General features: G+C 43.8%; 17 protein-coding genes. All 17 read left to right on the top strand.

Annotated elements, in window-relative coordinates; genetic code table 11:
- Positions 1-47: 47 nt before the first annotated feature.
- Positions 48-3,476, top strand: coding sequence for a SusC/RagA family TonB-linked outer membrane protein (locus tag ACFFGT_RS13875; RefSeq protein ID WP_377023140.1), 3,429 nt, complete (start codon positions 48-50; stop codon positions 3,474-3,476).
- 10 nt (positions 3,477-3,486) lie between these two features.
- Positions 3,487-4,962, top strand: a complete 1,476-nt coding sequence (locus ACFFGT_RS13870) for a RagB/SusD family nutrient uptake outer membrane protein (RefSeq protein ID WP_377023139.1) — start codon at positions 3,487-3,489, stop codon at positions 4,960-4,962.
- A gap of 14 nt (positions 4,963-4,976) precedes the next feature.
- On the top strand, positions 4,977-5,816 hold the full coding sequence (locus ACFFGT_RS13865; RefSeq protein ID WP_377023138.1) for a DUF4843 domain-containing protein: 840 nt from the start codon (positions 4,977-4,979) through the stop codon (positions 5,814-5,816).
- A 19-nt stretch (positions 5,817-5,835) separates the two neighbouring features.
- The gene (locus tag ACFFGT_RS13860) at positions 5,836-7,257 is read left to right on the top strand and encodes a PKD-like family lipoprotein (RefSeq protein ID WP_377023137.1); all 1,422 of its coding nucleotides are present in this window, start codon (positions 5,836-5,838) and stop codon (positions 7,255-7,257) included.
- Between the two features lie 18 nt (positions 7,258-7,275).
- Positions 7,276-8,193: a hypothetical protein gene (locus ACFFGT_RS13855; protein ID WP_377023136.1), complete on the top strand. Its 918-nt coding sequence runs from the start codon at positions 7,276-7,278 to the stop codon at positions 8,191-8,193.
- Between the two features lie 83 nt (positions 8,194-8,276).
- Entirely contained in the window at positions 8,277-9,209 is a 933-nt protein-coding gene (locus ACFFGT_RS13850; protein WP_377023135.1) for a hypothetical protein, read from the top strand.
- A gap of 31 nt (positions 9,210-9,240) precedes the next feature.
- A complete protein-coding gene (locus ACFFGT_RS13845; protein ID WP_377023134.1) occupies positions 9,241-10,380 on the top strand; it encodes a redoxin family protein in 1,140 nt (379 codons plus the stop codon).
- A gap of 7 nt (positions 10,381-10,387) precedes the next feature.
- The gene (locus tag ACFFGT_RS13840) at positions 10,388-12,259 is read left to right on the top strand and encodes a protein-disulfide reductase DsbD domain-containing protein (RefSeq protein WP_377023133.1); all 1,872 of its coding nucleotides are present in this window, start codon (positions 10,388-10,390) and stop codon (positions 12,257-12,259) included.
- Positions 12,260-12,268: 9 nt separating this feature from the next.
- Positions 12,269-12,826, top strand: a complete 558-nt coding sequence (locus tag ACFFGT_RS13835; protein WP_377023132.1) for a TlpA family protein disulfide reductase — start codon at positions 12,269-12,271, stop codon at positions 12,824-12,826.
- A 141-nt stretch (positions 12,827-12,967) separates the two neighbouring features.
- Positions 12,968-15,817: a M16 family metallopeptidase gene (locus tag ACFFGT_RS13830; RefSeq protein ID WP_377023131.1), complete on the top strand. Its 2,850-nt coding sequence runs from the start codon at positions 12,968-12,970 to the stop codon at positions 15,815-15,817.
- 219 nt (positions 15,818-16,036) lie between these two features.
- Entirely contained in the window at positions 16,037-16,627 is a 591-nt protein-coding gene (locus tag ACFFGT_RS13825) for an RNA polymerase sigma-70 factor (protein WP_377023130.1), read from the top strand.
- Between the two features lie 224 nt (positions 16,628-16,851).
- Positions 16,852-19,233: an ABC transporter permease gene (locus ACFFGT_RS13820; RefSeq protein ID WP_377023129.1), complete on the top strand. Its 2,382-nt coding sequence runs from the start codon at positions 16,852-16,854 to the stop codon at positions 19,231-19,233.
- Between the two features lie 174 nt (positions 19,234-19,407).
- Positions 19,408-19,656: a DUF6364 family protein gene (locus ACFFGT_RS13815; protein ID WP_377023128.1), complete on the top strand. Its 249-nt coding sequence runs from the start codon at positions 19,408-19,410 to the stop codon at positions 19,654-19,656.
- The gene (locus ACFFGT_RS13810; RefSeq protein ID WP_377023127.1) at positions 19,653-20,066 is read left to right on the top strand and encodes a type II toxin-antitoxin system VapC family toxin; all 414 of its coding nucleotides are present in this window, start codon (positions 19,653-19,655) and stop codon (positions 20,064-20,066) included. Before ACFFGT_RS13815 ends, ACFFGT_RS13810 begins: the two co-directional genes overlap by 4 nt.
- Positions 20,067-20,157: 91 nt before the next feature.
- On the top strand, positions 20,158-21,315 hold the full coding sequence (locus ACFFGT_RS13805; RefSeq protein ID WP_377023126.1) for a FecR family protein: 1,158 nt from the start codon (positions 20,158-20,160) through the stop codon (positions 21,313-21,315).
- A gap of 183 nt (positions 21,316-21,498) precedes the next feature.
- The gene (locus tag ACFFGT_RS13800; protein WP_377023125.1) at positions 21,499-24,996 is read left to right on the top strand and encodes a TonB-dependent receptor; all 3,498 of its coding nucleotides are present in this window, start codon (positions 21,499-21,501) and stop codon (positions 24,994-24,996) included.
- 16 nt (positions 24,997-25,012) lie between these two features.
- Complete coding sequence (locus tag ACFFGT_RS13795) at positions 25,013-26,926, top strand: RagB/SusD family nutrient uptake outer membrane protein (protein WP_377023124.1); 1,914 nt, start codon at positions 25,013-25,015, stop codon at positions 26,924-26,926.
- Positions 26,927-26,951: the final 25 nt, after the last annotated feature.

Here is a 26,951-nt window from a genome sequence, read left to right as displayed (position 1 = left end):
GTCGAAGCCCTGGGCTGCATTTTATTAACCCAATCTTATTCAAAAGTATGAAATTAACTTTTCTTTACAACGCCGTATGCGCAATACGGGGGGTAAAGTGCAAATTCTTATTAGTATTGAAACTCACCACTATTTTGCTGCTTATTGGCGCACTGCATTTATCGGCGGCAAGCTATTCGCAAACGGTAACTATTTCAAGAAAGAATGCCACGCTCGAAACCCTTTTCAGGGATATTAAGCAGCAAACCGGCTATTTGTTTTTTTACAGCGAAAAAATAAACACGGGCGGTAAAACGCAAAATGTTGAACTTAAGAATGTGCCCTTAACCGATGCCCTTGGCATCCTGCTTAAAAGCTATGAGCTCACCTATACCATAGTTAATAAAACCATCGTGATCAGGAATAAAGTGCCGGAGGAGGGGCCTGCACAGCCCGCAAAAAAGATAGAGCTAAGCGGCACCGTAGTCGATTCGGCAAATAATAAAACTACCCTGCCCGGCGTAAGCATCACCCTTAAAAAAACAAAAACCTTTTTAGGCCAAACTGGCGGCAACGGTGAATTTAAGATAACGGTTGACGAAGGAGACATCCTGGTATTTACCTATATAGGCTATAATGCCAAAGAAGTTAAAGCAATTGCCGACAAACCATTACTGGTACGTCTTGGCCAAAAAATGAATAACATTAATGATGTGGTAGTAACCGGTTACCAGGTTATTAAAAGAGATAATTATACCGGCAGCGCCATCTCGATAAAAGGGGATGACCTTAAGCGTGTTAACCCCAATAATTTAATTCAAAGTTTGGCTGCATTTGATCCCTCTTTCAGGATAGATCAGAATAACCTTTTAGGTTCGGATCCCAATGCCCTGCCAAAAATTAACGTAAGGGGCTCAACCACGCTGCCATCATTAAACGGAGGTGTGCTCGATCGCAATAACCTTTCAAGCTCATACAATCTGCCTGCTTTTATATTGGATGGTTTTGAGGTGAGCCTGCAAAAAGTAACTGACCTCGATATTAACCGCATTGCAAGCATCACCATTTTAAAGGATGCGGCGGCTACCGCGGTTTACGGTTCACGTGCGGCTAACGGCGTTATTGTAATAACAACCAAATCACCCAGGCCTGGTAAATTACAGTTAAGCTATAACTATGAACTAACCGTTACTGCACCCGATTTAACCGACTATCATGTGCTTAACGCTACCCAAAAGCTTGAATATGAAAAGCTGGCCGGTTTATACGTTGCCGGAACATCAGCAGCCTACACCCAGGATCAGCTTGATCAAATGTATTATAGCAGGCTTAAAAATGTGGTAAGCGGTATAAATACTTACTGGCTGTCGCAGCCCCTTCAAAACACCTTTGGTCATAAGCACTCTTTATATGCCGAGGGCGGCGATACTACCTTTAGGTATGGTGTCGACCTGCGTTACCAGAATACACCGGGTGTAATGAAAGGTTCGGGCCGTACACGTTACAGCGGTGGTATGGTGTTTAACTATAACCCTACCCGCAATTTACTTTTCCGGAATGAGCTTACCGTTACACAGGTTGATGCTACCGACTCAAAATATGGTGATTTCAGCACCTATGTGCGTATGAACCCCTATTACCCTATCCGCGATGCAAGCGGTAATCTGATCAGGGAAATTGCCAACTGGCGTGTTGACACACACGCAGAAGGTGCCGATCAGTTTAAGAACGTGCCCGTACTAAACCCATTGTATGAAGCCGGCCTGGGTAATTTCAGTAAGAACGGTTACCTCGAGGTTTTGGATAATCTTTTAATCGATTGGAAAATTGCGCCATCCTTAAGGTTTATAGGTTTGGTGAGCTTAACCGACAACAAAGCCACTGCCGATCAGTTTATATCCCCATACAGTAACGTTTTTTATTTAACCCCGGCCAGCGAGATCCAAAACCGCGGAAGTTACGCGTACACCAGCAACAATACGCTCAATATCGACGGTAACGCCAGGTTTATTTACAACAAGCTAATGGGCGAGCACTCCATTAATGCGGTATTAGGTGCCAATATCACATCAGATAAAAACGATGCAAAATCATTTGTTGCAAGGGGCTTTTCAAATGATAAGTTTACCAACGTTGGTTTTGCCCGCAGCTATGAGCCCGATGGTCATCCTAATGGCGATATTACCTTAACAAGGTTGGTAGGTGCTTTCTTTTCAACCAATTACTCGTTTAAAAATAAATACCTGATCGACGGAACCTTTCGTTTAGATGGTTCATCTGCCTTTGGTTCAAACAGCAGGTTTGCACCGTTTTATTCGGGCGGTTTAGGCTGGAACATCCACCGCGAAAATTTCATGAAAAACCTTACAAAGGTTGTAAACCGGATGAAACTGACAGTAACCGCCGGTATGGTTGGTTCGGTTGATTTTCCACCTTATTTATCAAAAACTACCTACAGTTACCAAACAGCTAACTGGTATTCAACAGGTATAGGCGCTATTGTAAATAATTATGGTAACGAAAACCTGAAATGGCAAAAAACGGATAACTATGATGTGGGCCTTGATTTGGGCTTGTTTAACGATAAGGTTACCATTATACCGCATTACTACTATAAACTTACGCATGGCCTGGTTAATGATATTAACATAGCCCCTTCAACCGGTTTTACAACTTATAAAGCCAACCTGGGCGATATGACCAACAAAGGTTATGAGCTTGCTGTAACAGTAAATGCTTACCGGGCAAAAGATATTAATGTTAACCTTACCGCCAACCTGGCGCATAATAAAAATACCATTGTTAAAATATCTAATGCCTTAAAATCATACAACAACATGGTTGATACCATGCAGGCTAATGTGAAGAACAACCTGTTAGGCACACCGTTGCTCAGGTACCAGGAAGGTTTGTCATTAAATACCATCTGGGCTGTAAAGTCATTGGGTATCGATCCTGAAACTGGTAAAGAGATCTATGTTAAAAGGGATGGCACGCTTACTTATGATTACAATGTAAAAGATACTCAGCCGGTAGGCGATATAACACCTAAGGCCGAAGGCTATTTTGGGGGCAACGTTACCTATAAGCAGTTTTTATTAAGCTTTAGTTTTCACTATCAGTTTGGTGGTCAAATGTATAACCAAACTTTGGTTGACAGGGTGGAGAACGCCGACCCGCGTTTTAACGTTGACAGCCGCGCCCTCGAAGAACGCTGGAAAAAGCCGGGCGATATTTCGTTTTACAAAAACATAGCCGACCTGGGTACTACTTACGCCACATCGCGCTTTGTGCAAAAGGATAACCTGGTTGAACTTAAGTCGGTTTATTTATCGTACGATCTGAACCGTATTGTGGCTAAAAGGCTTGGGCTGCAAATGCTCAGGGTGGCGCTTACAGCCAATGATATTTTCCGCTCGGCAAGCGCCGGGGTTGAACGTGGTATTGATTATCCTTTCGCCCGCAGTTTAACATGTTCATTACAGGCTACATTTTAAAAATACAGCAATGAAGAAATATTTATACATACTAACCGTGCTGATAGCCTTTACATCATGTAAAAAGTTTTTAGATGTAAAGCCCTCCTCGCAAATTGAGCAGGATCAGCTGTTTGCAAACGAGCAGGGTTTTAAGGAAGCCCTCAACGGGGTATACACCTTGTGTGCAGCGCCGTCGCTGTATGGCGAAAGCCTCACGTTCGGCTACCAGGATATTATGGCTCAAAACTATGATTTTACCAATGTTGGTTACAGTAACATAGCCTCCTTTAATTATACCTATCCCGATTTAATTAACCGTAATGCTGATATATGGAATTCGGGCTATCGCGCTATTGCCAATTGTAACTACATACTGAACAATATTGATAAAAAGAAAAACCTGTTTACCGGCCACAATTATGAGCTGATAAAAGGCGAGGCACTGGCTTTAAGGGCTTATCTGCATTTTGATATGCTCAGGATGTTTGCACCATCATACAAAAGCAAACCTAATGCAAGTGGTATCCCTTATGTAACATCGGTTACTATTAAAAGCACCAGGTTTTCGACGGTGAGCCAGGCGCTCGACAGTGTTATCACCGATTTGAAAACCGCGAGGACCTTATTTCGCTCTTCCGACCCTATTGTTTCAAATTACACTGTTGGATACCCTGGTGATAATGGTACCCCCGAAGTTTCAGATCCTGATCTGTTTATGCAGAACCGCCGGCACCGCATGAATTATTTTACAGCCTGCGGCGAACTTGCCAGGGTATACCTGTATAAAAATGATATGGTTAACAGCCTGGCCATGGCCAATGAGGTGATTAATTCAAAACGTTTTCCGGCAACAAACGGTACCGATTTTAACCAAAGCGATAACACGAAAAAAGACCGCATCTTTTACAAGGAGCTCATTAGCTGCTGGTACATTAATGATAACAAAGCTATAAAAGATTACCTGCTGGCGGCCTTTGCCGGCGATGCACCGTTTTTTTCGCCAACCAGCACGCAGATAGATGATATCTACGAATCGGGCGCCGATGGCGCCGATGACTGGCGGTACAGGCAATGGTTTTTCAAAACTAAAGTTGGCTCCAGCAGTATTGAGCGTGCCCTGCTTCAAAAATATCTCACTAACACTGCGCCGGTAAAAAACCTGCACCCTTTGGTTGCACCAGCATTAAGGCTTAGCGAAATGTATTACGTAGCTGCCGAGGCCAGCTTTGATACCGACCCGCTTAAAGCTATGAATTACTATAACACGGTGAGAAGAAGCAGGGGTATAGGGAACGATTTAATGGACATCCCGGCCAGGGCCGATTTTATTGACCTGCTGTTGAAAGAGGCCCGGAAAGAGTTTTACGGTGAAAGCCAGATCTTTTATATGTATAAAAGGTTAAACCTACCTATTAAAGCTGCTTCGGGAGTAAGCTATCCGGCTACCGATAAAATATTTGTATTCCCGCTGCCGCCTGATGAAGAAGCTTTCAGAAATAACTAATAATAATGATGACGATGAAAAAGCAAATACTTTTTATACTGCTTGCGGGCACCATGTTATTTGGATGTAAGAAAGATGCCAAATTTTTCTACGATTCAACCGATAATATTTATTTCAATTATCCTAAAAAGGATACGCTTACCTATTCGTTTGCGTACGATCCTACCCTTGTTCAGGATACGGTCTGGATCCCGGTAATAGTTTCGGGCAGGCGCAGCCACCAGGCCAGGAGTTTTACCATTAGCACAGTTGATGCGGCCACAACTGCTGCAAGTCCGCTGCACTATGTGGCCCTGAAGCCAACGTACACCATGCCCGCTGATTCGGGCGTGGTGAAGATTCCCATTATTCTTAAGAATACTGATGCCGCACTCGAAAATAAATCTGTGATATTAACTATACATGTTTCGGGCAACGGCGATTTTACTAACAACATGCCCGATAGTTTGCGCAACAAAACCATTTTGTTTTCGAACCGCCTCGAAAAGCCTTTCTGGTGGAATTCATGGCTGGACGAAGTGAAGGATTACAGTCGTACTAAACATCAATTGTTTTTAATAACCTCGGGTACACGTGATCTGATAGATTATAAAACTTATGGTGATCCTAATTTCCAGATCCCGCGCTGCCTGTACTATATTGAAAATACCAGGACTTTTTTAAGGGATCCTATTAACTGGGTTCAGGAACATCCCGAAAATGGCTATACCATAACTCCAAAAGCAGGCACTAAGGATTACGAGTTTTACTACATCAATTCGCCAACGAAACGGTTCCTGTATAAATATTTTCCCGAGGTAGGTAAGTCCTATTTTGTTGATAACGAAACAGGTGCAAAAATAACAATGGAATAATTCATAAAACCAGCGTATCATGAAATTTAATCCTATAATCATTTGTGTTCTTTTTATCCTGGCCTTTTGCTCATGCAAAAAGGATTTGGGTAACTATAATTATTCGCCGCCTACCGAGCCCATTGTTGTTAACCTGCAGGGTGCTACGGTTGATGCAACTATTGGCGATACCCTGGTATTGCAGCCTTATATCAGTTTTAAGGATGCCGATCCGGCTAAAGACCTGGATTTTGACTGGCGCATAACCATCAACGAAGAAGCCCGTAGTGTTAATTATACAGGCTATCCCTTAAAGGTGGTTTACAGTCTTGCTCCGGGTGTGCGTGCCGCCAAGCTTACCGTTACCGATAAACGGAACAGCATTAAATATTTTTATGATTTTAAAATATCTGGCAAAACACAGTTTTCTAAAGGTTTGACGGTTTTAAGCGTGCAGGATGGTGTAACAAAACTGTCGTTTGTTAAGGCTGATACCATCGGGGTGCTACCCAACCTGTATTTTGCCCTGCACCATGAAAATTTGCCTAATAGCCCGTTGCAACTGTTTGCAAGGCCTGTGTTTTATCAGCCCGGTACAGTACAGGATTACTGGGTAATTTGCGCTGATGCTACCAGGAGCAGTGTGATTATTGACGGCAGCACCATGCTCAAGAAAAAGGATTTCCCCGAGCAGTTCTTTTTGCCGCCGCCAATAATAAAGCCCCAGGCATTTGAGGCCACAAAGGGTTGGGTATCGGGTGTTATTAATGATAAACTGTACCTGAGCGTAACCAGTACGGCTCCTTTTGCCGAAGATTGGGGCAAATTTGCCAATCCTGTTTCCGGTAATTATGAATTGTCGCCATATTTTTCAAACACAAACAACTTCTTTTTTGGGTACGATAAAAAGCGGTCGGCTTTTGTATCGTTCAGTCCGTCTGGCGCCTATCTTGATACACTTTATAATGTAAGTGGTACGGCGTTTAACCCGCAAAATTTAGGGATGAAAGAGCTGCTGTTTATGAAGCCTGTATCAGGCCGTAACTATGCTTTCCTGAAAAGTAATGACGGGCAGATCTATGAATTTTCATTCAACGTTAACATGGACGATTATTCAAACACCCGCATTATCAGTGCTGACGATAAGCGCATTTTTAAGGGGGCTTCATTGATAAACGCCGATACCAAATGGCAGCGGTCATATCTTGATGTATTTTACTTTACATCAAATGATAAGATTTACAGGTATAACCCTATTAACCAGGACCTGCGGACCCTTGATGCCAATTTTGGGGGTAAAAAGGTAACCATGCTCAAGCTTGATGATAACGATAACAAACTTATTGTTGGGGTTGATGGCGCCCTGATGTTCCTGGATATCAGCGTTGGTGTTAACGGAACTATAAAACGAACGGTTACCGGCATACCGGGAGCTCCGGTTGACGAAGTGTCTAAGAATTAACCATTTATTAAAATCGATATGAAATTGATAAGGATCACAACATTCTTAATAGGCCTGCTCATGGCTGTATTAACCATTGCATCGTGCAAAAAAACAAAGAATACAGTTAAGGAAGAGGTTGACCCGCCGGGTGCGCCGGCTAAGACCTGGCAGGAACACTGGGGGCTCCATCACCAGTTGTTAAAGCGCGTTTATTATGATGATAACGTGGCCATTTACTACGATAACAACATGGATCCGTCAGTCACATGGACGTTTAAGGCCATGTCTGATTCCTGGGCATACGTTAAGAAAAACTACGGCGACTTTGGCAAAGATCCGCGCCTGTACTGTGTATTTCACTCAACAGTTGATACCACGGGCGAACTGGGAGGCGGTCACCCGGCGTCATGGCGCGATTCAACACATGATTACCACAACACTATTGATTGCGGCTTGGGCAGCTGGACCTATCCTACCGGCGAACAGATTGGCATGCCCGTTCACGAAATAGGCCATATTGTAGCCAATGCATCATGGGGGCACTCACATGAGGATCAGAACATCTGGCACGACAGCAAATTTGCCGAGATTTTTATTTACGATGTGCTGATGAACATTGGCAGGCAGGATGAGGCTTCAAGGGAATATTACCAGCTTAAGGATGCAACAGAGATTTTTCCGCACCCGGAGTCGAATTGGTTTGGCGGCTGGTTTTATCCTATTTGGAGTAATTACGGCAAAGGGCCAACCATCAGCAAATATTTTCAATTGTATGCCAAATATGTTCCATCAAACCGTGACCTGAACTGGGGCGAATGGATCCATTTCTGGAGTGGCGCTGCAGGAGTAAATCTTAAAACGCAGGCTACCATAGCTTTTGGCTGGAGTGATGAATGGGAAGAAGAGTTTAACCAGGCCCGGATAGATTTTCCGGATATTAAATATAAAGACTAAAAGCCTTTTGCAGATCGGGCGGCGCCTTTTTGCGAGTAGGGGTGCCGTACCCGGTTCTGCATATACAAACGGATTAAATAATAATGAAAAAAAGTACATCAATTAAGCTCATAATAGGGAGCATCATCATTGCCTCGTTTTCCTTTTACTATGGAAAATGTTTAAGCATCGACGAATTAAATTCAAAGCATAAGCAGGGCCTTCCGCCTGCCACATGGCACGAGCATTGGTTTGAGCATGACCAAACGGTATCATTGGTTTACCAGGATGAAAATGTAGCTGTTTATTATGATAAGGGTATGGATAAATCGGTTACCTGGCCTTACAAAACCATGTCGGCTTCCTGGGCTTACGTTAAAAGTACCTACGGCAAGTTTGGCGATTCGACAAGGTTATACACCGTTTTTCACCAGGGCATTTACGGCGGCGGGCACCCGTCACCCTATTTTGATGACAGTCATGATTATCGTAATACTATTGACTGCGGTCTGGGTAACTGGGAAAAACCATTTGGCGAGCAGATTGGTATGCCCATTCATGAGATGGGGCATATCGTAAGCGGAGCAAGCCACGGTGTAAAAGGTTCACCATCAGATGTGCTTTGGGGCGATAGCAAGTTCATGGAGATTTTTAACTATGATGTGATGCTGCACATAGGCCGCCAGGATGAAGCCGAAAAGATCTATCAGCAAATGCAAACCCAGTATGACGATTTCCCGCGTGCAAAAAGTCAGTGGTTTAAAAACTGGTTCTACCCCGTTTACAGCAGCTATGGCAAAGCTGCGGTGCTCAATAAATATTTTGCCTTACTGGCTGCAAACTTCCCGCAAAAACCAAATCCGCATGGACGCGAGTATACCCGCGATATGAACTGGGGAGAGTTTGTGCATTTCTGGAGCGGTGCCGCCGGTGTAAACCTGAAAGAACAGGCAACGCTGGCCTTTGGCTGGACAGATGAGTGGGAAGCCCAGTTTAAGCAAGCGAAAAAGGATTTTCCTAAAGTAAAATACAATTAACAGATCCCGACATCAATAATAACCAATCATAATGAAACTAAAATTATCAATGCTGGCCTTGTTGTTGCCATTCGCAGTATCAGCCCAGAAAACCAACTTCAGCATTACCGGCCACATCGGTAAGCTTGATAAACCGGCCAAGGCATATATCGATTATATGGATAATGGCACAAGCCATGAAGACTCGTGCGTGGTTACCAACGGTATATTCAAATTTACGGGCAATGTATCGGGTATAACTACCAGCCGCATGTCATTTGACCACACAGGTCAGGGGAAACCGCATGCTATTTACGCCCCCAATGCCGATGTGGTTTACATCTATTTTGGTAAGGAAAACGTGGTATTCACTTCGGCCGATTCGCTGGTTAACGCCAAAGTTACCGGTTCAAAAGTGTATGAGGAGTTTCAGGCATATAACAAACAGATTGGCGGCACCATTATGGATTTAACCAAAGCCGTTAATGCCGAGTTTTCGCGCGCCACGCCCGAACAGCAAAAGGATACCGCCTTTGTGAAAACTATCGACACCAAATACCGCAAAAGCATCGCCGATAGGAACGAAAAACAATTCCTCTTCGCCAAAAATAACCCCAATTCATACTTCGCATTGGTAGGTCTGTCCGAGTCGGTCGGTACTAAGGTTGATGCAGATAAAATTAGCCCAGTTTTTAAAGCGCTGAACGCTTCGTTACGCAATACCGATATGGGTAAGGAGCTTGAGCAGCGGATCCAGGCTGCCGGTATAACAGCTGTTGGTAAACCTGCGCCTGTATTCACTCAAAATGATGTAAACGGCAAACCGGTTTCCCTTACCGATTTGAAAGGTAAATATGTACTGGTGGAGTTTTGGGCAAGCTGGTGCGCACCATGCCGTGCCGGTAACCCTAACCTGTTAAAGCAATATCAGCTTTATAAAGACAAAGGCTTTGAGATCATTTCAGTGTCGCTTGATAATGTGAAGGAAAAATGGGTTGACGCAATTGCCAAAGATGGCTTGCCATGGATCCATGTATCCGACCTTAAAGGCTGGAACAATGCCGTTGGCAGGTTATACGGGGTAAGGGCTGTACCGCAAAGCTACCTATTGGATAAGGATGGAAAGATCATCGGCAATACCCTGCGCGACGAATCTCTGAACGCCAAACTTGCCGAACTTTTTAACAACTAACCGGGTCATGAAAAAAAATCTGTCACTCCTGTTGTTGTGTATTGTAATACATAGCATCGCTTTTGGTAAAATAGCTAAAAAGGGTATCGATAAAATATCGCTTAAAGTATTATATGTGGGATATGATCCCTCAAAGCCCAAACCAGAACATATTAATTATTACAGTACATCGGCAGGGGCAATTGACGAGGCTTACAAAACCCGGATGGCCGATTTTAAGACATTCCTGGAAAGCCGTTTTGATAAGGTGGAGGTAATTGATGTGCGCGATTACGATGCCGCCATGTCAGATAAAGTAGATGTTACCATTGTTGATGCAGGGCCTGTGAAATTGCCGGCCGGTTTTAACCGTCCCATGATATTGATGCATGAAATGGCGCCAAATGTGGGCCTGCTCATAGGTTTAAAATTCGACTGGTATTGCCAATGCCTGGAGGATGATGCCTTGAATATCAAAACCGGTCACCCGATATTTAACACCCCTGTTAAGGTAAACCTTACCATGGTAAACCGCCCAACGCCGGGTTCGTTTTATAATGGTTTTCAGGGAGCTACAACACCTAAGGAAATGCCGATGTGGAAAGTGGTTAAAGAAGACCCAACTGCAAAAGACAAGTACATCATAGGTATGGTGGCTCATGGCGAGGGTTTTAATGATTCGCCCGATGCCGAAGCCATAAGCGGCGGCGTGTGTCTCAAAAATGCCGAAGCAGTAGCATTAGGCAGGCATGGCAACTATTTTATGTGGGGCTTTTCGGCTTCGCCCAATCATATGACCGATGAAGCAAAGGATGTATTTGTGAACACGGTTTGCTATATCAAAAAGTTTGACCATCAGGCCCCCATCATGAAAAAGGTACAGATAGAGAACCGCGAATGGGTTAATGAGATGATCTACCGGAGCGATAAAGAGTTGTACGAAAAAGCCCTGATCTCAAGGCGGGAAGGCAATATCCGCCTGCTAAAAATGCAGCAGGAACTAAAGGACAGGAAAGCTAAAGGCGAAGATATAGGCAGAGGCAACGAAATGTTTTTGAAAATGCCCGTTACTGATGATACACAAAGCTTTGAAGATTACCTTAAAAGCTGGACTGGTGATGGCATGTTTAAAGCGTTTGGCACCAATACCGATGCTTATCACAAATACTATCATGCCAATTATGAGTATTACTACCCGCTTGATGCTTACTCCTTACAGGTTGATGAGGATGCTAAAAAGCTGGGCATCTCAAACAGGAAGGTTGAGCTATTGGAGAAATGTATTCAGTTGCTGGAGAAAAATACAGATACAGCATTAGCTCAACGCGTACTGGAAAGGTATACTACCGAAAAATTCGCTACCGCTAAAGAATGGCGTGCCTGGCTCACCAAAAACAAGGCTAACCTGTATTATACCGAAGCTGGCGGTTTCAAGTTTATGGTGAACACTTATAAAAATGAAACAGCAGCACTTAAGCAGGTAGCACCGGAAGTAAATAAAATGGCGGCGATACCTACGCTTGCCGATCCTGTAGCTGTTACTGCAAAGTTTGTGGATGGCGCAGCCGGCAAAAAAACTGTTGAGGTTGATGCCGCTATTTTGAAAGGCTGGCATATTTATGCTTATGTGCCTAAAGATAGCCCGTTCATTACAACCCAGGCTATTGTTGAACTGCCCGAAGGCGTACAAAGCAGCGAATGGCAAAGCTCGGCCGGGGTACCGTTTACAGGTGGTGAAGGCATGTTTGTATGGGAAGATAAGGCGACTTTCAAAACTGAGATAGATGCATCGGCTTTAAAACCAGGAATGGTGATTAAATGTGGTTTGTTTTACCAGGTTTGTGATAACAACAAATGCTTCCCACCAAAAAGAAAGATAGTTGAATTGCAGGTTTTATAATCCAAATAAATGAAATTGAACTTTAAAAGGCTCTTGTTAATAACACCTGTTGCGCTTGCCCTAAGCACCGGATGGCAGGGAAAGGCAAAAGCATTACAGGCGCACAGGCAAGACACCGTTATAACCAATAAAAACCTAACTGCCGGAAAACCATTGCCTGCCTTTGACCTGCAAACTGCAGATGGTAAATCTATTAAATTATCATCAGTAAAAGGTAAAATGGTGCTTGTTGATTTTTGGGCATCATGGTGTATGCCCTGCAGGGCGGCTATTCCGCACCTCAAGGAGTTATATAAAGCGTATCACGCCAAAGGATTTGAAATAATGAGTATTTCTATCGACCAAAACAGAAAAGCCTGGAAAAATGCCATGTTAAAGGAAGCAATGCCATGGGAGCAGGGGATTGATAAATATGAGGATGGTAAAGACGCATCAGTTATGATGAACGCTTTGGGCATCCAGTCGGTGCCATTTGCCATAATGCTTGACGCCGCAGGGAATGTGGTTTTAATAAATCCCGCGGCGGCGGACATAGACACGCAGCTTAAAAAGATCTTTAACAGTTAAAAAAATATAAAAGGATAGCATTAGGCTATCATAAAGAAGTCCCGGTAGGACGTTTTATTAGTTAATTTAATTTTCCGGAGAGCCGGTTTAATACCGGCTCTTTTTTAAATTAGCGCTAAATCCTAATCCGATATACAAAATATGAAAAACATAAAAAGTACTATTTTATTGGCCAGTGTAGGACTTGCGCTTAGCTGGTCGTTTCAGACAACACCAACGTGGGCCCAGGTTAGTAAACCGAAAATAACCAAGTCCGCTGTCGAAAAGAACCTTCCGCTTGATCCTGCTGTACGCACCGGCAAGCTGCCTAATGGTTTTACTTATTACATAAGGCATAACGAAGAGCCCAAAAAACGTGTCACCTTTTACCTGGCTAATAAGGTTGGCTCGGTATTGGAAGATGACAGCCAGCGTGGCCTTGCCCACTTTATGGAACACATGAGCTTTAACGGTACCAAAAACTTCCCGAAAAATGAGCTGGTAAGCTATCTGCAAAAATCGGGCGTACGTTTTGGGGCCGATTTAAATGCTTATACCTCATTTGATGAAACTGTATATCAATTACCTATCCCGTCGGATAATCCGGAGATCCTGAAAAATGGCATCCAGATCATGCGCGACTGGGCACAGGACGCCACTTTGGATCCTACAGAGATTGACAAAGAACGCGGCGTAGTACTGGAAGAAAAACGCCTTGGTAAAGGCGCGCAGGAGCGGATGCAACGGGCTTACCTGCCAGTGATCCTGAACCACTCACGCTATTCATTACGCCTGCCTATCGGTACGGACGAAGTGCTGAACAATTTTAAGCCCGAAACCATCAAACGTTTTTATCATGACTGGTACCGCCCTGATCTGCAGGCTTTGATCGTAGTGGGAGATATCGACGTAAACGAGATGGAGAAAACCGTTAAAGCCAAGTTCAGCGATCTGAAGAAACCTGCTGCCGAAAAACCACGTACCAAATATACGGTGCCATTGTCGGGTCAAAATCAGTTCATTGCTATCACTGATAAGGAAATGACTGTAACCGTAGCGCAGGTATTCATGAAGCAGGCGGCGCTTGATCTGCATACCGCTACCGAATATCGTGAAAGCATTATCCGTGGCCTGTTCAACAGGATGGCCGGTGCCCGATATGCCGAAGTTATGCGCCAGGCCAATCCTCCATATTTACAGGGCGGTGCTGATCTTAGCGGCTTTTTAGGCGGATTGGATACCTATAGCGTATATGCCGTAGCCAAACCCGGCGAACTGGAAAAGGGTTTCAAAACTGCATGGCGCGAAACCGAAAGGATTAAACGCTTTGGCTTTACCCAAACCGAGCTTGACCGCGCCAAACAAAGCTACCTGAGCGATATGGAAGCTGCGTTGAAAGAGAAAAACAAAACCAACTCCGATAGTTATGTGAACGAGTATCTGCAATACTTTTTAAAAGGTACTGCGGCGCCGGGCATAAGCTATGAGTACGACCTGGTTAAAAAAGACCTGCCGGGTATAGCGCTTATAGAGGTAAACGCCGTTACCAAAACTTCTATCAAAAGCACTAATCGCGATGTGATGCTGCTCGCTCCTGAAAAGGATAAAGCAACACTACCGGCAGAAGCAGTGGTTAACACCTGGATAAAAGATGTTGAAACTGAAGACCTGAAACCTTACAACGATGAGGTAAGCAAACAGCCGCTATTGGCTAATGCACCTGCCGCGGGCAAAATCACAGGTGAAACTAAAGATGCCGCTTTGGGTACTACTACCTTAACCTTAAGCAACGGCATTAAAGTTGTACTTAAGCCAACCGATTTTAAAGATAACGAGATTCTGTTCAGTGCTTCGGCACCGGGTGGTACTTCGCTTTATAGTGATGCTGATTTTGAATCGGCTAAAAATGCATCGGGTATGGTGGAATCATTTGGGGTAGGTAACTATAACCCTACACAGCTTGAAAAATACCTTTCGGGTAAACAGTTAAGTGTTAGTCCGTACATCAGCGAGCGTACGCAGGGTGTTAGTGGCAGTTCAACGCCAAAAGACCTGGAGACAGCTTTTGAGCTCATCTACGGTTATTTGACTGAGCCGCGTAAAGATGCTGATTTGTTCCAGGGTATCATCACCAGCTCAAAAGCAGGGCTTGCCAACAGGCTGAACGATCCTAATGCTGTTTTCCAGGATACTTTAAGCGCTGTGCTGGGTAACCATAACGTTCGCCGTACCGGTCCGAGCATTGCCAAGATCGATCAGATCAGTCTTGACCGTGAGTATGCTATTTACAAAGAACGTTTTGCCGATGCATCAGGCATGACCTTCACTTTTGTGGGTAATATCGACATTGAAAAAATTAAGCCGCTGCTTGAAAAATATATCGCCTCGTTACCGGCAAAAAACCTTGGCGAGCAGGCTAAAGACCTGGGTATCCATATCCCCGAAGGGCAGATAGCTAAAAACGTATACAAAGGCTCGGAACCAAAAGCTACGGTTGATATGGTTTGGTCGGGCGTGTTTGATTACAGTGCTGCCGAAAAGATCCAGCTGGATGCCTTGAAAGAGTGTTTGGAGATCAGGCTGATAGAACGTTTAAGGGAAGACGAAAGCGGTGTTTATTCGCCGGGTGCCTTTGCCAATAACAGCAAATTTCCAACGCCGCGTTATTCCATGTTCGTTTATTTTGGCTGCGATCCTAAAAACGCCGATAAGCTGGTAGCTTCAACCCTTGATGAGATCAGCAAGATCAAAACCAACGGTCCGGCCCAGGTAAACATTGATAAATGGCGTGCCGAAAGTATCCGCACCAGGGAAACCAGCGTACGTACTAACGGTTTCTGGTTAGGCTACATTGGTGGGCAGATCAACGATAAAGAAGACCTGCACCAGTTAGATACTTATACTAAAGATCTGAACAGCGTAACTGTAGAAAGCGTAAAAGCTACCGCGCAAAAATACCTGAGCGGTAAAAACTACATCCGCATGCAGTTGTTGCCCGAAGCATCTAAATAATAAAGTAATTTTAATACTATTGCTTAAGCCACCCCGCAAAGGGTGGCTTTTTTTATGCTTTGTGTAATTGTATTGCTACTTAAGCCACTGAATGGCTGATAAATGTTAAAATAGTTTTTTCATTGAAATTATATTGCATATTTGTAGCCGGGTTTTGGAGCAGTTCCCGCTGTATCCTGGGCCGGTAACCAATTAGAGAGAATCTCCGGAACGGGGCAAATGTCAAAGTACAGTTCATATACAGATCAGGAGTTAACAGGTTTGCTGCAGGCAGACGATCATGACGCCTTTACCGAAATTTATCAGCGGTACTGGAAAAAAATGCTCGCCATTGCCTGGAACCACAGCAAGGATACGGCCATTGCCAAAGATCTGGTACATGAGGTTTTTTTATCACTATGGGAGCGCCGAAGTACTGTTGAAATACAAAGCATTGCCGCTTTCCTTGCAACAGCAGTAAAATTCAGCGTGTTTAAACACTACCAGCGCGAAAAACACCGTGCCGACCTCGCCAAAGAAAACTACGAGTTTGCCGATGTTACCCACGATGAGCATAAGCTTGATGCACTTTTTTTGCAGGAGTATATCAATGGCATTGTTGAAGAAATGCCCGAAAAATGTCGTTTGGTATTCCGTTATAGCCGCGACCTTGGGCTAAAAAACAATGAAATTGCCGAAAAGATAGAGATCAGTGAAAAAGGGGTAGAGGCCAACCTTACCCGCGCGCTAAAGATCATTCGCGGTGAGTTGAAAAACTATGGCTGGAGCATAGTGGTTGTGTTGCATACTATTATTTCGTTTTTGAAATAATGAACTAAAAGCTATAAAAGATTTCACTGGCATTTCTCAGAGGTTTCTCATCAATCCCATAAATAATTCCCCACTTGTTATTCAAACCAGCTTGCTACAAAAACGGACGTGGGTGTTCGCTTTTATTACAGGTTTTATTAATGGGTTTTAATGTAAGTAACTTATTGTCAATTTATTAATTGAATGGCATAATTATGCCTGTAATTTCTTAAACCAACTTAATTATGATCCGGAATTATTTCAAAACAGCTTGGCGCAGCCTGTTTAAAAACAAAGTTTCCTCTGTAATTAATTTAGGCGGTCTTTCGGTAGGGATGGCTGTCGCGATATTGATCGGTTTGTGGATTTACGATGAGGTATCTTATAACCAATCTTATCAAAATTATGACCGTATAGCACAGATCATGGTGCATGCTAATTATAACGGACAAATAAATACTATAAATTCTAATCCATTGCCTTTAGCAGCCGAACTTCGTTCGGCTTACGGAAATTATTTTAAGGCTGTAGTGACCTCAACAGCTTCGGAACAGCACAGGATCAATGCAGGCGATAAAGAATTTAACCAAACCGGCAGGTATATGGAGCCTGGTGTAACGGATATGCTCTCGTTAAAAATGGTCAGCGGTTCTCGCACAGGTTTAAAGGAGCTTGGTTCTGTTTTGCTTTCCGCAACATTGGCCAAAAAATTATTTGGTATGACTGAGCCGGTTGGCCAGGTGATCAGTATCGATAAAAAACAAATTGTAAAAGTAACCGGCGTTTATGAAGACCAGCCGGATAATTCAGAATTTAAAGACCTGGCTTTTATTGCTCCATTTGACCTGTATCTTGAAGCTAACGACTGGGCCCGGAAAGCAACGGATAACTGGAGCAGCCAGTTCGTGATGATCTATACCCAATTGAATGACAGGGCCGGTTTTGACCAGGTTTCGGCCAGGATTAAAGACATTAAATTAATTCATGTTAGTGGCGCCCAGGCTGCACGTAAACCCGTGGTCTTTCTGCACCCTATGAGCCGCTGGCATTTGTATTCGAAATTTGAAAATGCGGTGAATGTTAGGAGCGATGCTCTAAAATACGTTTGGTTTTATGGAACGATAGGTTTGTTTGTGCTGTTACTGGCCTGTATTAACTTTATGAACCTGAGTACTGCACGCAGTGAAAAACGTGCCAAAGAAGTGGGGATCCGTAAAGTGATCGGCTCTGCCCGCAGTCAATTAGTAAGGCAGTTTTATATTGAATCCCTATTGATGGTTTGTTTTAGTTTTTTACTGGCTACGGTATTGGTACAGCTAAGCCTGCCGTGGTTTAATGGCGTTGCAGGTAAAGCAATGAATATACCCTGGACAAATTCATTTTTTTGGCTAAGCAGCGCGTGCTTTATTTTGTTAACCGGCCTGCTGGCCGGCAGTTACCCTGCAATCTACCTGTCTTCCTTTAGGCCGGTGAAGGTTTTGAAAGGCAGTTTCCGGGTGGGGCGTTTTGCCGCAATGCCGCGTAAAGTACTTGTTGTGCTGCAATTCACCGTTTCTGTTACTTTAATCATTGGAACTATCATTGTTTACCGCCAGGTTCGTTTTGCACAGGAGCGGCCGGTAGGTTATTCCCGTAACGGTTTGTTGACAATCCCGATTACGGGGGATATCCAGGCTAAGTATGCAGTATTAAGCAATGAGTTAAAAGCTACCGGAGCGATAACCTCCCTGGCCGAATCTTCCAGTCCACTTACAAGTATCTGGTCAACCAGTACAGACATTAGCTGGAACGGAAAAGACCCGGGTTTAAAGGAAGAATTCAGTACAATTTCTGTGGGCAGTGAATATGGAAAAACCGTTGGCTGGAGTTTTTTGGCAGGCAGGGATTTTTCGGCCTCAACCGTAAGTGACTCCAGCGGTTTTGTAGTAAATGAAACGGCAGTTAAGCACATGGGTTTAAAAGATCCGCTAAATGCAATGATCAAATACGAAGGAAAAAATTATCACATATTAGGAGTTGTAAAAGATATGGTGATGGAATCGCCCTTTAAACTTGCTTCAGCAACATTCTTTTTTATGAAAGGTGATAGAAACTGCCTGTTCCTGCGCCTGAACCCGGCTTTGAGCGCCCAGGCCTCATTAGCTAAAATTGCCAGGGTTTTTAAACAGCTTACACCTGATGCCACCATTGATTACAAGTTTGTGGATGATGATTATGCGGCTAAGTTTGCAGCCGAAGTCCGCATAGGCAACCTTGCCGGTTGCTTTTCCGGACTGGCGATATTTATCAGCTGCCTGGGGCTGTTTGGCATGGCTTCTTTTGTAGCAGAGCAGCGGATTAAGGAAATAGGTGTACGTAAAATATTAGGTGCAACGGTTTTTAATTTATGGTATGCTCAATCAGTTGACTTTATTAAGCTTGTCCTCATCTCTTTATTCGTGGCTATTCCATTGTCCTGGTATTTTATGCACGGATGGCTTGAAAATTATCAGTACCGGATTGCCCTATCCTGGTGGATTTTTGCTGCTGCCGGCATGGGGGCTATATTAATCACCATATTAACTGTAAGCTATCAGTCAGTGAAGACTGCATTGGCCAATCCTGTTAAAAGTTTAAGAAACGAATAAGATCAAACGATAAGGAGTAGTTAATCAGTTATTAACAATTCTCCTGTCAGGACATATGAACAAAATCAACCTGTCATTTTTTACACCTGATCTCACACTTTTTTCTTAACTAATCATACATATTGTTTGCTGATTTTTGCAGAGATACGTATTTTTGTTAAAAGTATACGTGCTATGACAACGAAATTAACCCTGACCGTAGAGAAGGACATTATTAAAAAGGCGAAATCGTACGCGAAGCAAACTGGAAGAAGTTTATCAGAACTGATTGAAACTTATCTTTCGACGCTGACAGAAGAACATCGCGAGGATACAGCACAAATTTCCACTAAACTTCAAAAATTGGCTGGTTCTATCAAACTGCCTGCAGATTTTGATGAAAAAAAAGAATTAGATGCTTATTTTGAACGTAAGCATTTATGAAGAAAGTATTTGTTGATACTAACATTCTGATTGATTTGCTTGCCGACAGGCCCCCCTTTAGCAAATTTGCTATACAGCTATTCGATTTGGCAGAAAAAAAGAAAGTAAAGCTTTTTACTTCTTCACATGCTTACGCTACTACTCATTATTTACTAAAAAAGTATGTTTCGGAAAAAGAGCTAAGAGACTTGCTTTATTCCTTGTTGGATTATATTGATCTCATCGGTATTGATTGTGACGTTATCAAAAAGGCACTATTGTCCAGTCATAAAGATTTTGAAGATGCTATTCAAATCATTGCTGCAAAGTCAGTTTCTAATTTGGATTTCATTGTTACCAAAAATTTAAAGGATTTTAAAGACGCAGGTATAACAGTCCTCCCGCCTGACGAATTAATTGGTTACTTGTAAATTATTCGTGTACATAAAATTATTTTTTTTCAAAACCCATATAGGGTAAGGTTGCTTTCATGGTACACCCATATATAAGCACCAAAACCAATTGGACCAGGAACGTATCTACATTTTAATTAAAAAGTATCGGGACAATACTGCCACGGCGACCGAGCGCGACGAATTACTGAAATGGTATCGTGAAAACGCGTACCAGGATGCCGAATTTCCCGAAAGCGAAGAGCTGGCAGGGGAGGCCATGCTTGCCAGGCTCAACCGCGAAACAAAACCTGCTAAAACGAAACCAATCTTCAGATGGGTGGCTGCGGCTTCAATAATATTGATATTAGGTATCGCTGCATTATTTGTTTCAAAAAATATTGGTGATAAATCTGCAAACGGAACCCAACAACTGGTTAAGAACGATATCCCGCCGGGCGGCAATAAAGCTATCCTTACCCTGGCCAATGGAAAAAAGATCTCCCTTACTGATGCCGGCAACGGGCAGATAGCTAATCAAAATGGAATTAAGGTAACCAAGGCCGCAAACGGGCAACTGGTATATACTATAATTGAACGTTCGCCAAATTTACCGGGCGCTGCTTCCGGTAATGAAATTAATACATCTGATTTTAATACCATTGAAACACCAAAAGGCGGCCAATACCAGGTTGTTTTGCCCGATGGCTCAAAGGTTTGGCTTAATGCTTATACCTCGCTAAAATTCCCTGTAAGTTTTAATAACCAAAAAGAGCGCCGCGTTGAACTAACCGGCGAGGCTTATTTTGAAGTTGCCCATAACAAGGAGCTGCCATTCAGGGTAGTAACCGCCCGCCAAACGGTGGAGGTATTGGGCACCCACTTTAACGTTAACGCCTATGCCGATGATGCCGCTACCAAAACAACGCTACTACAAGGTTTAGTACGAATAACAGCCGCCAGCAAGAGTGCTATATTAAATCCCGGTCAACAGGCCCGGTTAACCAGCACGCTTGACGTAAGCGAGGTAAATACCGCTGATGCCATAGCCTGGAAAAACGGCTACTTCAATTTTGATGATGAAAAGCTGGAAAACATTATGCGCAGTGTATCACGCTGGTACAATGTAGATGTAGTTTTTGAAGATCAAAGCCTGAAGAAGGAAACCTATGGCGCTGTAACCACCCGCTTTGCCAATATTACAACCCTGTTAAAAATGATGGAACAAACCGGTGATGCCCGGTTTAGCATTCAGGGTACTACCATAACCGTAAGTAAACGAAAATAACCACCCCAATAAACCAATTTAAACTAAAAAATATGAGAAAAACCAATACCTACCCATAGCTTAAAGCAGATCAGCGGTTTATAAAAAGCAGAACAGAGGCACTTCCGATGCCCCTGCTCAATCAGCTTTTTAAAACCTGAATGTAATTGTCGTAACATTTCAACTTAAAACAGCCTTTAACAAATGTATAAAATTTTTACTACAAACATTTGTACGCCTTCGTGCTACCCTAAGAAATTTCTGCTCATCATGAAGATAACGACGTTTATACTCTTCCTGGCATTTATGCAGGCAAGTGCAGCGGTTTTTTCACAAAAAATCACTTATAAACAGAATGATGCAACGCTTAAACAAATATTCAATGAAATAAATAAGCAAACAGGCTACAACCTCTTCTGGTCGGCAAAGAGTATAAAAAACGTGCCGCCGCTGGATGTAAACTTCCAGAACACCCCGCTTGAAGAAGCCCTGAAGATCTGTCTCAAAAACTCAGCTTTAACCTATACTATTGATGGCAAGTCGGTCATCATTAAAGAAACTGCCGGCGCTAAAAACAGTAACCTGGCTGAAGACATAGCTGATATTACCGTAACGGGTTCCGTGCGCGATTCAAAAGGGGTAACACTGCCCGGTGTAAGTATCACCGTTGTGGATGATGCCAAGCGTGGCACGGTAACGGATAACAACGGTAAATTTATCCTCGATGTAAAAAGCGGCTCGGTGATCCGGGTATCTTTTATAGGCTTTGTTACGCAAACCTTTACTGTAAGCCCCGACAACAAGCTGTTCAACGTTGTTTTGGTTGAGGATGTAAGGCAGGCCGAAGAGGTTGTGATTACCGCCTACGGTAAAAAGGAACGTAAGGAAGCCATCGTTGGTTCGGTAACTACCATAAAACCGGCCGAATTAAAAATCCCTGCAAGTAACCTGACCACTGCCCTTGCAGGCCAGGCAGCAGGGATCATCGCCTTCCAGGGAACGGGACAGCCGGGGCAGGATAACGCCCAGTTCTTTATCAGGGGGGTAACTACTTTCGGCTATAAGGTCGACCCGCTGATCCTGATAGATAACATTGAGCTTACTACCAATGACCTTGCCCGTTTGCAGGTTGATGATATTGCCAGTTTCTCTATCCTGAAAGATGCAAGTGCTACGGCACTTTACGGTGCACGCGGTGCTAACGGTGTAATTTTGGTGGCAACCAAACAAGGTAAAATAGGCAAGCCGCAAATCAGTTTCCGTGTAGAAAACTCGGTGTCTCAAAATACGCAGTCGCTTAAAATAGCTGATCCTATCACTTACATGAACCTTTATAATGAGGCTACATTGTCAAGGGACCCGTATCAGCCAACGCCTTTTGATCCGGATAAGATCATCAATACCCAAAACACCATAGCTAAAGGGCCGGGTTATAACCCTTATGTATATCCTGCTGTTGATTGGTTGGGCTTGTTACTGAAAAAACGCACTTCAACCCAAAGGGGCAACTTAAGTGTTAGCGGCGGTACGCCATTTGCCCGTTACTATGTAGGCGGTTCATACAATGTTGATCACGGTAACCTTAATGAAGACAGGGCCAATAACAACGATAATAACATCAAGTTTACCAACTACCAGTTACGCTCAAACGTAAACCTGAACCTGACCAAAACCACAGAAGCGATATTGCGCTTTTCGGGCACGTTCAGTGACTATGCCGGTCCGCTTACAACCGATGGTTCATTTAATTCGGATGTTTATAAAATTGCGCTGCATACCAGCCCCGTGCTGTTCCCGGCCTATTTCCCTGCCGATTCGGCAAACCGCGATACCAAACATATCCTGTTTGGCGCACCGACAGATGTAGGCGTACCTTACAATAACCCGTACGCGTTGCTGCTCAGGGGGCATAAAACCTCGTCGGAGTCGAGAGTGCTGGCTCAGATCGAGTTAAACCAGGGCCTGAACTTTATTACCAACGGCTTAAACTTCCATGGCATTTTCAGTACTAACAGGTATTCGTATTTTGATTCAAACCTGGCTTATAAGCCTTTTTATTACAATGTTGGCAGCTACAATAAAACCAATAACACCTATACGTTAACCTGGCTCAACCAAAACCCCGGTGATGCTATTGAATATCTGGAATATTTTCCCGGTACGCCTGTCATCAGCAACCAGATTTATCTGCAGGGTAACTTTGATTATGCCAGGCAGTTTGGGAATCATAATGTTTCGGCAACAATGGTGTTAACCCGGCAGCAAACGGTTTATTCAAATGCCTCCCAACTGATAGATGCTTTACCTCACCGTAACCTTGGTGTTGCAGGCAGGGCTGCTTATAACTACAAGAGCAAATATTTTGTTGAGTTCAACTTTGGTTACAACGGTTCCGAAAGGTTCTCTACCGAGCACCGTTACGGCTTTTTCCCAACCATCGGCGGCGGTTGGCTGGTGTCGGGCGAGAAGTTCTTTGAGCCCTTGGCTGATATTTTCACCAGGGTAAAGTTACGCGGCAGTTATGGTTTGGTGGGTAACGATGCCATCAGCGACAGACGTTTCTTTTATGCATCAAATGTAAATCTTAACGGAGGGGCCTATGCTGCTTTTGGTACCAATGCAGGATATGCGCACAATGGTGCTACTATACTCAACTATCCCGATCCTAACGTAACCTGGGAAACTTCAAAGCAGGCGAATGTGGCTTTGGAGATGACCCTGTTCAAAAACCTGAATATTACGGCCGAGTTTTATAATTATAACAGGTATAACATCCTGCAAAAACGCTCGTACATCCCAAGTACATCAGGGCTTGAGGCCGATATTTATGCCAACTTAGGTAAGGCAAACTCAAAGGGCATCGATCTTTCTTTCGATTATAAACAAAGCATCGGCAGTTCGTGGCTCATCTCAGGACGTGGTAACCTTACCCTGGCAACTGATAAGTATACTTATTACGAGGAGCCTAATTATCCCGAGGCATACAGGCATTTTGTAGGCCAGCCCATCCGTATTGGGTACGGCTACATTGCCGACCGTTTATTTGTTGACGATGCTGAAGCTGCCGCATCGCCAACGCAAATCTTTTCAACTACAGGTAAAGCGCCAAGGGGCGGTGATATCAAATACCGCGACCTGAACGGTGATGGTATTATTGATAGCCGTGATGAAACCTTTATCGGCTATCCGCAGGTGCCTGAAATTGTTTACGGGTACGGTGTATCTGCCCAATACAAAAACTTCGATCTTTCGGCGTTCTTCCAGGGGCAGGCAAGGGTGTCATTTTTTGTCGACCCTAACCAGGTTAGTCCTTTTGTGCAAAGTACCGAAGCCTATGTTTACGGTAATACCCAGCTATTGCAGCAATTTGCGGATAGCCACTGGAGCGAGGAGCACCAGGACCTGTATGCTACTTACCCGCGTTTAGGAACAACCCGTAACATTATCGAAAATAATTTACAGCCAAGTACCTGGTGGTTGCGTAACGGCGCGTTCATGCGCCTTAAATCGGCCGAGTTTGGGTATACGCTGCCGGCTTCGGTATCAAAAAGACTGGGCTTACGGAGCTTAAGGATTTACCTGAACGGTCTCAACCTTATTACCTGGAGCTCATTTAAACTTTGGGACCCTGAACTGGGCGGAAACGGGTTTAACTATCCTATCCAAAAGGTATACAATATTGGCTTGAATGTTAATTTATAAGGAGATGAAGAGTATCATGAAATTTAACTATAAACATATTTGCTTATTATTTTTAATGGTATTAAGCGGCTCATGTAAAAAATACCTTGATGTTGTTCCGCCAGATGTAGGAACAATTGACTATGCGTTCAGGAGTAAGAACGAAGCTGAAAATTATCTTTTTACCTGTTATTCATCTGTACAGCAATTAAATGACCTAAACAGGAGTGCAGGTTTTACTACCTCGGGCGAGATCATTTTTCCGCTTAACCTGGCTAACAACCCTATTGATATCACTGGTTTCTCGCTTATTACAGGTACTCAAAATGTTGGCGAACCCGGTTTAAACTTTTGGGATGGCAGGGCTAACGGTACCGCTATGTTTGTTGCCATAAGGCGCTGCAATACCATGCTTGAAAATATTGATAAGCCTGCCGACCTGAGTGCTGCCGATAAAAAGCGCTGGATAGCCGAAGTCAAATTCCTGAAGGCTTATTACCATTATTACCTGATGAGGATGTACGGCCCGGTACCTATTATCGACGTAAACCTGCCGGTTGAAGCTTCAACAGCCGAGGTGAAGGTTAAACGCCAACCGGTTGATGACGTGGTTAACTACATTGTAGGACTGCTTGACCAGGCTATTCCCGATCTGCCCGTTACAATTGACAACCCCGCCAAAGAGCTGGGCAGGATAACTCAACCTGCTGCTGCGGCCATCAAAGCCGAAGTATTGATGACGGCGGCAAGTCCTTTGTTTAATGGCAATCCTGATTATGCCAACTTTAAAGATAAAAGCGGTAAAAACCTGTTCTCAACATCGTTTGATGCTACTAAATGGCAAAAGGCCGCCACCGCATGTAAAACAGCTATTGATCTTTGCGAGGCTGCCGGCCTTCATTTAAATACCAATTTTGTGCCTGCGCCGGGTGTTTCAAACCTGCCCGATTCATTGAAAAGGGTACTAACCTGTCAAAACGCACTCACGCAAAAATGGGATACCAATCCTGAATTGATCTGGTCGTTGAGCAATATCTGGCACGGGCAGGAGTATTGCATCCCAAGGTTAACCCAAAAGGCCAACCAAAACGATAACCAGAACCCTGCTTATTTTGCAGTGCCAATTTCAACTACCGATTTGTTTTATACCAACAAAGGCGTGCCTATTGATGAGGATAAAACCTGGGATTATGCCGACCGTAACCAGCTGCGTACCGGCGATGCTGCAAACTTTTATTACATAAAGCAAGGCTATCAAACCATTAAAGCCCATTTTGACCGTGAGCCCCGGTTTTATGGCAGCATAGGTTTTGACGGCGGTATTTGGTTTGGTGATGGCATTTTGGATGCAAATATTGCGCATTACGTACCCGCACGTGGCGTTACCTCGCTTGCCGGCCCTAAAACGCTGCAAAAATCAAACATCACCGGTTACTGGCCTAAAAAGCTGGCCAATTACCTTACAGTATACGACGATGGCTTTAACTGGACGGATTTTTCAATGCCGGTTATGCGTATGGCGGGCTTATACCTGCTCTATGCCGAAGCATTAAATGAAGTAAATGGCCCTACTGCCGATGCGATATCATATGTAGATAAGATCAGGGCCCGTGCAGGTTTGGATGGTATTGTTAATTCATGGGCAGCCTATTCAAAAAATCCGTCGAAACCGACTTCTAAAGAGGGCTTAAGGGCTATCATTCACCAGGAGCGCAGGATAGAACTTTGTTTTGAAGGCCAGAGCGGCTGGGACTTACGCCGCTGGAAAGAACTGCAGGGCGTACTGAGCACACCGCTAACCGGCTGGAGTATTTACGAAGAACAGGCTATTAACTATTATCGTGCTCGCAACGTGGAGATCCCGGTATTCAATACCAGGGATTACCTGTGGCCTATCTGGAACAATTCAATTGTGGTAAACGATAACCTTGTTCAAAACCCTTACTGGTAGGATTTTAACGGTTTTTTAATTGGAT

Source organism: Mucilaginibacter angelicae (assembly GCF_042434235.1).
In the GTDB taxonomy this organism is placed as follows: Bacteria; Bacteroidota; Bacteroidia; order Sphingobacteriales; family Sphingobacteriaceae; genus Mucilaginibacter; species Mucilaginibacter angelicae.
The sequence above is the reverse complement of the archived record's forward strand: the minus strand, read 5'-3'. Positions and strand labels throughout refer to the sequence as shown.

Excerpts from the sequence above, each read along its gene's own strand:
- ACFFGT_RS13795 (WP_377023124.1), top strand. The coding sequence starts at position 25,013 with ATGAAATTTAACTATAAACATATTTGCTTATTATTTTTAATGGTATTA.
- ACFFGT_RS13855 (WP_377023136.1), top strand. The coding sequence starts at position 7,276 with ATGAAATTGATAAGGATCACAACATTCTTAATAGGCCTGCTCATGGCT.
- ACFFGT_RS13815 (WP_377023128.1), top strand. The coding sequence starts at position 19,408 with ATGACAACGAAATTAACCCTGACCGTAGAGAAGGACATTATTAAAAAG.
- ACFFGT_RS13845 (WP_377023134.1), top strand. The coding sequence starts at position 9,241 with ATGAAACTAAAATTATCAATGCTGGCCTTGTTGTTGCCATTCGCAGTA.
- ACFFGT_RS13865 (WP_377023138.1), top strand. The coding sequence starts at position 4,977 with ATGAAAAAGCAAATACTTTTTATACTGCTTGCGGGCACCATGTTATTT.
- ACFFGT_RS13850 (WP_377023135.1), top strand. The coding sequence starts at position 8,277 with ATGAAAAAAAGTACATCAATTAAGCTCATAATAGGGAGCATCATCATT.
- ACFFGT_RS13835 (WP_377023132.1), top strand. The coding sequence starts at position 12,269 with ATGAAATTGAACTTTAAAAGGCTCTTGTTAATAACACCTGTTGCGCTT.
- ACFFGT_RS13830 (WP_377023131.1), top strand. The coding sequence starts at position 12,968 with ATGAAAAACATAAAAAGTACTATTTTATTGGCCAGTGTAGGACTTGCG.
- ACFFGT_RS13860 (WP_377023137.1), top strand. The coding sequence starts at position 5,836 with ATGAAATTTAATCCTATAATCATTTGTGTTCTTTTTATCCTGGCCTTT.
- ACFFGT_RS13810 (WP_377023127.1), top strand. The coding sequence starts at position 19,653 with ATGAAGAAAGTATTTGTTGATACTAACATTCTGATTGATTTGCTTGCC.
- ACFFGT_RS13800 (WP_377023125.1), top strand. The coding sequence starts at position 21,499 with ATGTATAAAATTTTTACTACAAACATTTGTACGCCTTCGTGCTACCCT.
- ACFFGT_RS13875 (WP_377023140.1), top strand. The coding sequence starts at position 48 with ATGAAATTAACTTTTCTTTACAACGCCGTATGCGCAATACGGGGGGTA.
- ACFFGT_RS13870 (WP_377023139.1), top strand. The coding sequence starts at position 3,487 with ATGAAGAAATATTTATACATACTAACCGTGCTGATAGCCTTTACATCA.
- ACFFGT_RS13840 (WP_377023133.1), top strand. The coding sequence starts at position 10,388 with ATGAAAAAAAATCTGTCACTCCTGTTGTTGTGTATTGTAATACATAGC.
- ACFFGT_RS13820 (WP_377023129.1), top strand. The coding sequence starts at position 16,852 with ATGATCCGGAATTATTTCAAAACAGCTTGGCGCAGCCTGTTTAAAAAC.
- ACFFGT_RS13825 (WP_377023130.1), top strand. The coding sequence starts at position 16,037 with ATGTCAAAGTACAGTTCATATACAGATCAGGAGTTAACAGGTTTGCTG.